General features: G+C 44.7%; 11 protein-coding genes. 1 reads left to right on the top strand and 10 read right to left on the bottom strand.

Features of this window, described 5'->3' with window-relative positions; translation table 11 throughout:
- Window positions 1–160: 160 nt before the first annotated feature.
- The 5 genes from lepB to GB992_RS07240 form a co-directional block, all read right to left on the bottom strand.
- Entirely contained in the window at window positions 161–754 is a 594-nt protein-coding gene (gene lepB, locus GB992_RS07255; RefSeq protein ID WP_162855653.1) for a signal peptidase I, read from the bottom strand.
- 140 nt (window positions 755–894) lie between these two features.
- A complete protein-coding gene (locus tag GB992_RS07250) occupies window positions 895–1,890 on the bottom strand; it encodes an NAD(P)/FAD-dependent oxidoreductase (protein WP_161001839.1) in 996 nt (331 codons plus the stop codon).
- A 12-nt stretch (window positions 1,891–1,902) separates the two neighbouring features.
- Complete coding sequence (locus tag GB992_RS07245; RefSeq protein ID WP_161001838.1) at window positions 1,903–3,366, bottom strand: amidase; 1,464 nt, start codon at window positions 3,364–3,366, stop codon at window positions 1,903–1,905.
- A gap of 233 nt (window positions 3,367–3,599) precedes the next feature.
- Window positions 3,600–3,743, bottom strand: coding sequence for a hypothetical protein (locus GB992_RS11635; RefSeq protein WP_162855652.1), 144 nt, complete (start codon window positions 3,741–3,743; stop codon window positions 3,600–3,602).
- 124 nt (window positions 3,744–3,867) lie between these two features.
- Window positions 3,868–4,383, bottom strand: coding sequence for a GNAT family N-acetyltransferase (locus tag GB992_RS07240; protein ID WP_161001837.1), 516 nt, complete (start codon window positions 4,381–4,383; stop codon window positions 3,868–3,870).
- Window positions 4,384–4,511: 128 nt separating this feature from the next.
- Between GB992_RS07240 and GB992_RS07235 the strand changes: the two genes are divergently transcribed.
- The gene (locus GB992_RS07235; RefSeq protein ID WP_161001836.1) at window positions 4,512–5,168 is read left to right on the top strand and encodes a DUF805 domain-containing protein; all 657 of its coding nucleotides are present in this window, start codon (window positions 4,512–4,514) and stop codon (window positions 5,166–5,168) included.
- Between the two features lie 506 nt (window positions 5,169–5,674).
- On the opposite strand, the gene GB992_RS07230 is transcribed toward GB992_RS07235, so the two are convergent.
- The 5 genes from GB992_RS07230 to GB992_RS07210 all read right to left on the bottom strand — a co-directional run bounded on the left by GB992_RS07230 (window position 5,675) and on the right by GB992_RS07210 (window position 11,401).
- Window positions 5,675–6,358, bottom strand: a complete 684-nt coding sequence (locus GB992_RS07230; protein ID WP_161001835.1) for a hypothetical protein — start codon at window positions 6,356–6,358, stop codon at window positions 5,675–5,677.
- A 682-nt stretch (window positions 6,359–7,040) separates the two neighbouring features.
- Window positions 7,041–9,068 (bottom strand): heavy metal translocating P-type ATPase, encoded by a 2,028-nt coding sequence (locus tag GB992_RS07225; RefSeq protein ID WP_161001842.1) that lies wholly within the window; start codon window positions 9,066–9,068, stop codon window positions 7,041–7,043.
- 169 nt (window positions 9,069–9,237) lie between these two features.
- Window positions 9,238–9,684: a CopY/TcrY family copper transport repressor gene (locus GB992_RS07220; protein WP_161001834.1), complete on the bottom strand. Its 447-nt coding sequence runs from the start codon at window positions 9,682–9,684 to the stop codon at window positions 9,238–9,240.
- Window positions 9,685–9,754: 70 nt separating this feature from the next.
- A complete protein-coding gene (locus tag GB992_RS07215; protein ID WP_161001833.1) occupies window positions 9,755–10,270 on the bottom strand; it encodes a DUF4811 domain-containing protein in 516 nt (171 codons plus the stop codon).
- Window positions 10,271–10,297: 27 nt separating this feature from the next.
- Window positions 10,298–11,401, bottom strand: coding sequence for an MFS transporter (locus GB992_RS07210; RefSeq protein ID WP_161001832.1), 1,104 nt, complete (start codon window positions 11,399–11,401; stop codon window positions 10,298–10,300).
- Between the last annotated feature and the right edge of the window lie 92 nt (window positions 11,402–11,493).

Below are 11,493 nucleotides of genomic sequence, written 5' to 3'. Positions count from 1 at the left end.
GAACAAATGAATAATCGTCCCCGTAAATGTCTCGGATGGAAAACGCCTTATGAAATATTCTTTAATGTAGTGTTGCACTTAATTTGACAATTCAAGCATAAAAAAAGAAACAATAATGCCTAAACTTGGCGTTATCGTCCCTTCTTCAACTAAATTAAATTCATTTTACGTTAATTTGCTCATGATGCTCTGACCACGGATAGGCTTTAACGACGCCGACAACTTTGCTCTTCGGTACGAAGCCATAGTACCGACTGTCGTTTGATACCGCACGATTATCCCCGAGAACAAAGTAACTATCCTTAGGAACTTTAGTGACGCCAGCGTTACGTGTCCAGTTTTCATCATAGCTAAGTGTTTTTAGATTAAACCCTTTGTAGTCGTTACCGTTATGCGGCAAAGCTGTTAACGTACCAGCCTGTTGCTGTTTTTTGGTGATATAGCTCTGAGAAACAAACTTACCGTTTACGTATAACTTTCCATCAGCATGATAATCAATCGTGTCTCCAGGCATTCCAATAATCCGCTTAACATACATAACTTTAGTATCAGTCGCCTGTGGGTCCACACCGTAAGCCTTAAATACGATGACACGATCATGCTTTAATGGCGCCTGCTTAAAGGCCCACACCCGCTCGTCATTCTGAAGGTTAGGCAACATCGAGGGGCCGTCAACACGTACGTGTGCAATCAGAAGCCATTTAACTAACATTGCAATGGCAAAACCAATTAAAACTGGCCACACCCAGCTCATAACTTTTTTAATGTGAAGCACATCCTTTCACAGGGCTTTTACATAAATTAAAAAGACATTAGTAGATACCATTATAGCCGTTTTTCAACCGACATAAAGCGATAAAAACAATAATTGTCAGAAGTTATCGTTTTCACTGATTATTCGTTGGGTAAGTGAACCGACGTACTGTGCACTGGGCCACGGTGATGCGGATCAATAGCAAACGCAGCTGCGTGAACAGCCGTAGCTGCTTCGCCAAATCCTGTCGCAATTAAGGCCACCTTACCATCATAGCTGGCTGTATCGCCAGCGGCATAAATGCCGTCGATACTAGTTTTCATACTACCATCGACAGCCACTTGTTGCCGGTTTTGGTTAAACTGCAGGTCCCAGTTTTCAAACACGCTGTGATCAGAAATAAAGCCATAATTCACAACCAGATCGTCCACGGTAACCGCTCGGTGATTGTCAGTTTTCATTTCTTTTAAGTCGACTGTTACCTGATTGCCGTTTGCTGCCAGCCCGCTCACAAGATAAGGCGTAACCGTTTCAACACTGGATTCATTCAGCCTAGTCACGCTGTGTGGCAACGCTCGGAACGAATCCCGGCGGTGCATCAAATATACATGATGGGCCACCGGTTCTAACATCAACGCAATATCAATGGCAGTGTCTCCGCCACCAGCAATCATCACGTCATGATTCTTAAATTGAGCGACCTTCGGCACAAAGTACCATAGATTGCGCCCCTCAAACGCCTCTGCATTATCCACAGCCAGTTTACGCGGCGTGAAAGCACCATTACCCGTAGTGACCAAAACGGCCTTAGAATGGGTTACATCCTTGTTGGTCGTGATCGTGAAATCACCCAGTTGACCACTCACGTTAGTCACCGTTGTTTCCGTCTTTATCGTAACTGGGAATTCACTCGTTTGTGCCACTAACTTGTCGACTAATTCTTGCGCTGTTACATGGCTAAAACCAGCCACATCCAAAATGCGTTTTTCCGGATACAGCGTGGTTAATTGGCCACCGACCTGGGGCAAACTCTCAACAACTTGCGTTTTTAACTCCTGCAAACCTGCGTAAAAAGCAGCAAATAAACCGACGGGGCCGCCACCAATAATTGTTAAATCATACATTGTTTCATTCATTATTAAATCCTGTTATTCCTCTTCAAATGTGGGTAGTTTCAGCCGATGTTGTTGTTCAAACAAACGACCAATGCGCAACAACGCCAGTTCATCACCTTTGCGGGCGGTAAACTGAATGCCAATTGGTAAGCCTGCGTCAGTCACAAATGTTGGCAAACTGATAGCCGGTTGTCCTGTCAAATTAGCCTGTTGTGTAAATGGCGACAATGTCAGTGCCTGTTCAAAATAATCCCACAACAGCTGCAATCGCTCAGATGATTTCATCCGCGTCACATGATCAATTTGAGCATCTATATCTGGATCCACCAATGGATTGTCCAAACGTGGCGCTGGATAAGCAGACGTTGGGGTGAGGTACAGATCATACGTGTCCAAAAAGTCATTCATCTGTGCACTAGCCTGATCCCATAGACCCATTGCCTGACTATACTGTGCGCCAGTGACACCTAGCCCTGCCTGATAGATCAACCATGTCAATCGTTCCATATCGTCTGGCTCAACCGAACGTCCTAAGGCTTGATTAACGGAGTCAAACATCGCAGCTGTTTCAGCACCATTCATCATGTAGTAAGACCGCATGAGTGCCACACCATCCAATGGATTGCTCTTTTCGACCACTTCGTAGCCCTGTTCCCGTAAGAATGTCACGGCGTCTTCAACTGCCTGCACAGCCGCCTTAGAAACAGGCGTACCGACGGGGGATTTTGTACTGTAAGCAATTCTCAGATGAGCCGGCTGATCCCAGAGTTGCGCAGCGAACCCTTGTAGGTTAACCGGCGTACTAAATGGCGCCTCCGGTTGGTACGTTTGCAGCCAGTCTAATAAGGCTGCTGTATCGCGAATTGAATGCGTCAACGCAAAATTAATGGACGCGCCAGCCCAACCACGCCAGCCATCAGGACCGACAGGCACTCGCCCACGTGTGGGCTTCAATCCGATCAAGCCGGAGAATGAGGCTGGTATACGAATCGATCCGCCGCCATCATTACCGGCAGCCAATGGTACATAACCGGCCGCAACACTTGTCGCTGCGCCGCCTGATGAACCACCCGGATAATAGTCGCGATCCCACGCATTCCGCGTTTTACCGTACAGCACCGGATCAGTAATGTTTTTGAAGCCAAACTCTGGCGCATTCGTTTGACCAATTATGATAAAACCAGCATCTTGCAATGCTGCCACAAAATTATCTGTTTGACCCGCAATTTCATCTTTGAATAAGCGTGCACTCAGCGTGGCCGGTTCACCCTTCAAATTTTGGCCGAGATCCTTCAATAGCAGTGGCACGCCTAAAAATGGCTGACCAAGATCCTGCAACTGGCGGGCCTCCGACAGCGCTTTTTCACGACGCGTGTGAACGACCGCGTTCAAGTCATTGTTGGTCGCTTCAATCCGCGCAAGAGCCGCTTTGACCAAGGCCTCACTGGTCACTTCACCATCGCGGACCCGCCGTGCTAATTCCAATGCATCTGCCATGACAATTCGCCTCCAAACGTTTGTTGATTGTTAGCTAAATTATACCGCATTCCATGTTTTGCATGCGATTTTTGAGTGACACATTGAGGATGTCTTCTGCACAGACATAACATAAATAAAAATAAGGCCAAATGACACATTTAATATGCATCATTTAACCTTATTTTTATTAATAGTGACAACAATTGTTATCACTCGGCACGCTTACCTATGTAAGCAACCACGTTGGAAAACTAGTTTTCGTCTTCCAACTTCTTTGCATCTGCATCAATCGTGGCAAAACCAGATTCTTTTGATTCTGGCCTCGGGTTCTTAGCACGATCTTCTTCGGCCTTTTCGATCAAAGCCTTACGTTCTTCCTTACTCAATTTAGCCATGATATTCGCCTCTTTTAAATGGAAAAGAAACGGGCGCCATTAAGTCCCACGCATTGTGGGGACGGCTCGTTAATTTCATTGTAGCGCTTTTATCAGATTTTGGTAAACTTTGTTTTATCCAAAATTACCGTTCGTCTTGTTTCAGTTCAAGCTGTAGCTCACCCGTCGTCTCGCTACCCAACATGAAGCCCTGCCCCTTCAAGAGCATGACGGCCTGAACATTGGCTGGTTGCACGGTTGCAATAACCTTTTGAAGATCGAGTTCATCAAACGCAAACGACAACATATGACTCAACACTTCACTCATGACACCATGACGCTGAGCAGACGGCAATAGTTCAAACGTAATTGCTGCAGTTGTTCGATCCGCCACAAAAGAATCAAACCCAAATGTCCCTAAGAATTCACCCGTCCGTTTGTCACCAATGCCCCAAACCAAAGCATCATTATGCATAATCTTACTCATGACACGATTTACGTGGGCAGCCGTGTCCATAATGGTTGCATCAACGTCCCGATTAGTTAACTTTGCTACACTGGCATCATGACGTAATGCAAAAACCTCTTTCACTTTAAATGTGGTTAGCCAGTCTAACTCATAATGTTTGGTCATGATCGGATGGTACTTTTCAAAAATCATGGTTCGCCTTCTTTCTCATGACGCTATTATACAAATTTACGTTACCAAAGTCAGAATTAAGGGTTGCTTTACTTTTTATTGCGGGGTCGCATGGTATAATTCTGCTAAGAAATGTGAGGGGAATCATCATGTTAGTCGCGTACAAAAAGTTTTGGCAACAATCATTTCATATTAAGGGTGTAGCGACCCGGGCCGAATTTTGGTGGGCTTTTCTAGTTAACCTCTTTTTTGAAATCCTGTTTCAGGCCATGCAATATCTGCGAGCCTTTGATTTCAACGACCATCCGTCGGCCCGTGTGGGAACTGGAAATCCTCACCTTACCCACTGGCTGTTTGCCGGTGGTGAGAACAGTGTATTCGCCAATACGTTTGTCATCCTTGCCATTATTTTCACGTTGGCAACGCTCATTCCTAAGTTCACGATTGCTGTTCGTCGCTCCCACGACTTTAACTGGTCAGCACACTGGATTATCGGCCTTTGGGTAACTCGCTTGCTATTATTCTTAGCCACTATGTATGAACTGATCTTGTTAGTCGTAAATTACGAAGGTGGCCATGTGAACGCTGCTATGACCAATTTTGAACGAGGATTTTTAGCACTACTGATTTTTTTCGCACTTGAACTCGTCGAATGGATATTATTAGCTAAGAAGTCCAAACGACCAAACCGCTTCTTAGTAGACCCAACGCCTAAGACTAATCCCAACGATGATGGTGGCGACTCAAAGACGGTTAACAGTGAAAATGAAAGCACAACTATAACAAACGAAACAACAGGCAAATAAGCCCTTTGGTCCGCTGTTTGGCATGCCAACTTAAATTAACGGTATAAAAAGACCACAATTCTGAAACAAATCGGAATTGTGGTCTTTAAATTATTCAGCTTGTTTATTTACCCGCAGCGTCATCGCGTTAATCGCTACGATCACTGTACTTAGAGACATCAATACTGGCAAGTTTGTTAAACGTTTCAATTTGCTGAAAATTATCTAAGGCGAAGGCCCCAAAAAACGGTATGTTTTAGAAGTAACAACACCTAAATATGATAGTCACCGCTGACCGTTATGCTGGTAATAATAATCAACAAAACGGCTTCACAGTTAATAAAAAATCCCCTCACAGGTGACAGATGAACTATTCATAGCTCATCTATCACCCATGAGGGAATTATTGCCAGAATATGAGATTTATTTTTTATAGACTAGGTACTCAAGTAACTACATCTTCGTGAGAATTTAAATATCCCTAACTTCAAGCGCAGTGAGATGCCTTGTCTACCGGTATATCTACCTTATTTCATTTCGGCTGTCTTTAGTAAATCGTCACGGTGTCCCATCGTAGCGAGCTTGCTTAATGCTGCTGATGGCGTGTGGTCAAAAGCCTTTGAGCCATTCATTTCGGTACCCCAAACACCTGATGAAAATGGCGTCTTGTAATTACCCTTAGACATGTTTTTGATAGTAACCGTATATTTGCCATCGATTTCTTTAACAGTCGCCTTTAGGAACTTTGAAGTCTTTTCGTATTTCAGCTTACCGTCATTTGCTTTGACTGACTTCACAGTACTTGCGTCTGGGGCCGCAAACAATCCGATTTTATTCGTAATATTTATACTCTTACCATCTTTAAAGTCCGCCTTACTTAATTTGATTCCATCTGCTGACATTGGAGTAAAATACCACCCCTTTGATCCAGATGCGGCGTGCATAAAGGCAAAATGCAAGTATGTTGAGTCTCCTTTCAACATAGAGACCTTAAATGACACAGATTTACCAGGCAAGGTTGCTCCAACAACCTTCTTGTCCTTACTATTATAGCTTCCAACGATGGCACCAGACGTCTTGCTCATATCGTTTCTTTTCATTTCAAACGTCGTGGCATGTGTCGCATCAGCTTTGACATTTGTAGCACCGACAGTTGCTAAAGTCATTGGTAGCACTGCTAAAATTAGTCCCGTTGCAATCTTGTTTTTCATGATGGCAAATTCTATAATTAATCCGAACAGAAATTAAAAAGCCCAAAGCAATCACTTACAATGGTAGTAGCTAATTCCAACCAATATAGGGAGTGATTAGCACTTGAACTAATTAATCAACGACCATTAAAAATACATCATCAACAGACTGCCATTGAAAGATTCCGGGCTTGTTCGGATTAAACTTGTAATTTGCCTGATAAAAATATCTCCTTGCCTACTAATTATATTTAAATACTTTCAAAGCTACTGATAGAAATACAATAGTGTTCTCTACCTTCTAACCAGATTATCTTTTTTCGAAAATTAGAAATATTTTATTGCCAATTATTTAATCCCCCCTTGAGTACATATGAGTATTCGCAGCGGCTAAGTCTTACAAACGCAATCACCAATTTGATGAGACGTTCACGACCTAGGGGCTCATTAAGACCCATAGCATCCCTCCCAAGTGATATAAGTATATTAATGAACCTGATTAATATTAAAGCCGCTAACATTTTTTGGCAAAGAAATGTACTCAATATTCACTTATTTGAACGAATTACACCGAGCCCAAGATTTAGAGAAATTGGTTACACAAGGAGAAAGTCATAATTCCATGAGGATGACAGAAAAAGAAGCATTTAGTCGTATAAAAAAGACCACAATTCTGAAGTAAATCGGAATTGTGGTCTTTAAATTATTCAGCTTGTTTATTTACCCGCAGCGTCATCGCGTTAATCGCTACGATCACTGTACTTAGGGACATCAACACTGCCCCGAGCATTGGGCTAAGGATAAAGCCCAACGGTGCCAAGACCCCTGCTGCTAATGGGATGGCCAAAATGTTATAACCAGCTCCCCACCAGAGGTTCTCTGTCATCTTACCCGTTGTCTTACGGGCTAAATTCAAGAATTCAACAACATCGTTAGGGTCGCTGCGAACCAACACAACGTCGGCCGAATCAATCGCCACATCTGTGCCCGAGCCAATCGCCACACCAATATCTGCCCGTGCCAAACTTGGCGCGTCGTTAACCCCATCACCAATCATCATGACGGAACCATCTTCCTGATACTGACGAACAATTTTCTCCTTATCCTCTGGCATGAGTTGCGCCCGCACTTCGTCGATACCCAATTGTTTGGCAACCACTTGAGCCGTTTGTTCGTTATCACCTGTTAACATAACGGGCACAATTTGTTGCCTTTTTAGCATACTGATCATACGTTTTGCAGCTGGTTTTATTTCATCCCCCTGCGCCACAAAACCAGTTAATCGATCATCTACAAGCAAATAGCTAACTGAGTTGCCTGAACTGGCTAGTTGATCAAACTGCTGGTGGTCGTAAGCTATTCCCTGCTGGTTCAAATATGTGGCCGAGACAATGGCCACCTTATGACCATCTGTGCGGCCCTGCACGCCAACACCAGTAATCTGAGCAATGTCAGTCACTTTGGCAGCCGTGACTTGATGGTGTTTAGCCGCGTTCAGAATACCAACCGCTAATGGATGACTAGACCCATTTTCCAGGCCAGCCAGCTGGGCCAATACTGCGTCATCGCTCACACCATCAATTAAACTGCCAACGGCATGCACCTCAAAGTTACCTTCAGTTAAGGTCCCCGTCTTATCCATCAAGGCGTACTTCAATGTTTTAACACGTTCCATTGCGTCGCGGTTACGGATCAACAAACCATTACGGGCAGCAATAGATGTGCTTCGGGCAACGACCAGCGGAATTGCTAAACCAAGCGCATGTGGGCAGGCAATCACGAGCACCGTCACTGCCACAGATAGTGCCAGCGCTAAATTGCCGATGAATAGCCATGTTACAAAGGCTACGACGGCGACCAGCAAAGCCGCGTAAAACAGCGTCCCGGCAACTTTGTCTGCCATGTTTTCTTGTTCTGACTTCGACTGTTGCGCATTGGCCACCAAATCCATAACTTGGGCTAAATAACCTGAATCGCCTGTGCCAGTAATCGTCATTTCAAACGTGCCATCACCGTTGACTGAGCCGCCAATAACTTTATCATCTGCCTTCTTCTCAATCCGTTTGGCTTCACCTGTCACCATGGCTTCGTTAACACTGGTGGTTCCATTTACCAATACACCGTCGGCCGGAATTTGTTCACCAGCTCTCACAGAAACGTGGTCACCCACAGCCAATTCGTTAACTTGAACATCCTGCGTCTGTCCATTGACGATCTTGTGTGCCGTGTTCGGTAACAGCTTGGCCAGTGAGTCAACCGCCGAACCGGCATTCATCACTGCGTTCATTTCAATCCAGTGACCTAGTAGCATGATGTCGATCAACGTTGCCAATTCCCAGAAGAAATTCATCACCATTGGCTTCACGTCGAACACGTTGTTGGCGATAGTTGCATAAATACTGTAAATGTACGCAACAGAAATACCCATGGCGATTAACGCCATCATCGCTGGTTTGCGTGTCTTCAACTCATCAACGGCACCGGAAAAGAATGGTGCCCCACCGTAGAAGAACAAAATGGTGCCGATTAACGCCACCACCCAGTCAGAACCTGGAAATGACAACTGGAACGGCAACCGTGCGCCCATCATTGGCGTTAATAAAATGATCGGAATCGTTAAAACTAAGGACACCCAAAACTTCCGTTTGAGATTACCCATGTGCATCATGCCATGCCCGGCCATCTGCATCTCATCGTGCTTCATCTCATGATCCATCGACATGTTGTTCATCATGTGCCTCCCTTGACGCTTTTAATTTTACGTTTACATTTGTAATCGACAGGTACAGTTTACAATCGTAAACGAAAATCGTCAAGTCATAAGTTTCGTGATTTCATGAAAAAAAGAACTGGCTGGCTACTACGCCAAACAGTTCCCTTTCGTCAAGACAAATATTTAATTAGGCTTCCTGCTTCATGGCATCGCAGCCGTCTGGCAAACAATCGCATGCTACCGTCTCCGGCGCCGTCTTCGCCTTTTCTGCCAATTGAGCTTGCAAATCAGCAATGTTTGCCTTGCTGAGCGTCAGATCATCAATCAAGTCAGCTAACGTTTGACCGACTTTCATTTGACACAGGTGGCCAAACAAAGCGCGCGTTGCACTGTCCATAGCATCTTGTTCAGCAACCAACGGCGTATAAATAAATGCGTTGCCGTCTTTTCTCGTTGTGAGCGCCTGTTTCTTAACCAAACGGCCCAGAAGCGTCTTAACTGTGGCTGACTTCCAGCCCATCTTGTCGGCTAAAATTTCGGTAATCTGGCGGCTGTTTGATTCACCTAACGTCCAGACAATCCGCATTACTTCCCATTCAGCATCACTAATTTCAAGTTTTACTGTGGCTTCCATGCTGAGAACCACCTTTCGTCATCGTTAACTAGTTTCAATGACTAAAGTTTACACTTGTAATCGTGTTTTTTCAACGATGTTGTATTGTCAGCACGTGCCAGGTTGATGGCACACTGTACCCAACGTTATTATAAATCAATTCATGATTGTTACGGAGCCCTGCAAACATAATTTTTCCGAGTCTAGAATACTGCCACTCATGCCGTTTCGTCGTCATGATTGCCGCTGAATTAGCCTTGCCGTTTTGGCAAACCCTCACACGCGTGGTTTCTGGATTCGTATGCTTCGTTTGGTTCCCACTTGTCTTATAAACGTACGCCTTGTCGTGACCGGCATGATCCAGTTTAACGGCTAATAGTAATGGACCATGACGCGTCTGTTTGCTGGCTTTGATCACTGTTTGTTGCCGAGTTGTCGAGCGATGCATTGCCCAGTGATGCGTATCATTGCCAACGATTGCGGTCACTGATCCGATCAACAACAACCCAAACACAATGGTGCCAACAGCCCGCCACGAATTTTTTCTGCCATAGACGAAACTGGCGAACAAGCCAATCACACCTAAAATAATGCCAAACAATATCATTTCTTCAACCTCTCCATTTCGTTTTAGCTACGCCTGTTCAGTCGCAATCGTGTGATCCGTAGACGCTGCGTTATCAGAGACTGACTCAGTCACCGATCGCTCCTGTGCTAACAACGCCAGACCAATACCAATCAAGCTCATCAGTGCAGTCAGCCAAAAAGCAACGTGATACCCGCTGAGCAATGCATCAAAGGCACCATGTTTGTACGCCAATGGATCCACGGTCAATAGATGCTTAGTTGGCATATTTACTTTCGTTACGTTTGCAAACACACTGACCAACACTGCTGTGGCAACAGCACTGGCAATTTGACGAGCGACATTATTATTAGCACTGGCATGTCCCATCAGGTTCATTGGGGCTGCCGCAAAGGCCAACGTCGACGCTGGCATTAATGACAATGAAATGCCAAAAGTCCGTACCGCGTATAAAACGATAATCGCAACGATTGATGTGTGCGTCGTGACAAACGCAAATGGAACTGTACCGATCGTTAAGATACTCATTCCAATGACTAAAAGACGTTTGGCCCCGTACTTATCAACAGCCATCCCCGCAATCGGGCTCATTAACGCAGTCACCAGCGCGCCTGCCAATAACGACAAACCTGAATCGATTGCCGAAAGACCACGGATAATCTGTAGGTACATCGGTAAAACAATTTCAAAACCGATCATTGCTGCCATAACGCCACAGCCAACCAACGTTCCCAATGTAAAATTGCGTGCTTTAAACGGCGTTAAGTTAAGCAACGGATCCATAATGTGCAATTGTCGATACCCAAAAAGGCCAATGACAACAACCCCAATAAGGATTGCAATAATGACATTACCACTCAGCCAGCCGTCGTTTCCGGCCGCTGAGAATCCGTACAACAAACTTCCAAAACCAATTGTTGATTCGACAACCGACAATATATCTAATGGTGTCCTGCGTTGCGGAATAACATTTTTAATCGTCCACAATGAGATCACTAGTACAATCATCGTAATTGGTAAGATAAGTCCGAAAATGTAGCGCCAGCTAAAGCTATCCACCATCCAACCAGAGAATGTCGGTCCAATCGCTGGTGCTAAACCAAAGACAATTCCCATCAATCCCATTGCGGCACCCTGTTTTTCAGGTGGCAAATTCTATAATTAATCCGAACAGAAATTAAAAAGCCCAAAGCAATCACTTACAATGGTAGTAGCTAATTCCAACCAATATAGGGAGTGATTAC

It is taken from the genome of Furfurilactobacillus milii (assembly GCF_009863985.1).
In the GTDB taxonomy this organism is placed as follows: Bacteria; Bacillota; Bacilli; order Lactobacillales; family Lactobacillaceae; genus Furfurilactobacillus; species Furfurilactobacillus milii_A.
This window is presented reverse-complemented; position numbering and strand designations above follow the sequence as displayed.

Coding starts and splice junctions, on each gene's coding strand:
- lepB (WP_162855653.1), bottom strand. CDS start 754: ATGAGCTGGGTGTGGCCAGTTTTAATTGGTTTTGCCATTGCAATGTTA.
- GB992_RS07250 (WP_161001839.1), bottom strand. CDS start 1,890: ATGAATGAAACAATGTATGATTTAACAATTATTGGTGGCGGCCCCGTC.
- GB992_RS07245 (WP_161001838.1), bottom strand. CDS start 3,366: ATGGCAGATGCATTGGAATTAGCACGGCGGGTCCGCGATGGTGAAGTG.
- GB992_RS11635 (WP_162855652.1), bottom strand. CDS start 3,743: ATGGCTAAATTGAGTAAGGAAGAACGTAAGGCTTTGATCGAAAAGGCC.
- GB992_RS07240 (WP_161001837.1), bottom strand. CDS start 4,383: ATGATTTTTGAAAAGTACCATCCGATCATGACCAAACATTATGAGTTA.
- GB992_RS07235 (WP_161001836.1), top strand. CDS start 4,512: ATGTTAGTCGCGTACAAAAAGTTTTGGCAACAATCATTTCATATTAAG.
- GB992_RS07230 (WP_161001835.1), bottom strand. CDS start 6,358: ATGAAAAACAAGATTGCAACGGGACTAATTTTAGCAGTGCTACCAATG.
- GB992_RS07225 (WP_161001842.1), bottom strand. CDS start 9,068: ATGAACAACATGTCGATGGATCATGAGATGAAGCACGATGAGATGCAG.
- GB992_RS07220 (WP_161001834.1), bottom strand. CDS start 9,684: ATGGAAGCCACAGTAAAACTTGAAATTAGTGATGCTGAATGGGAAGTA.
- GB992_RS07215 (WP_161001833.1), bottom strand. CDS start 10,270: ATGATATTGTTTGGCATTATTTTAGGTGTGATTGGCTTGTTCGCCAGT.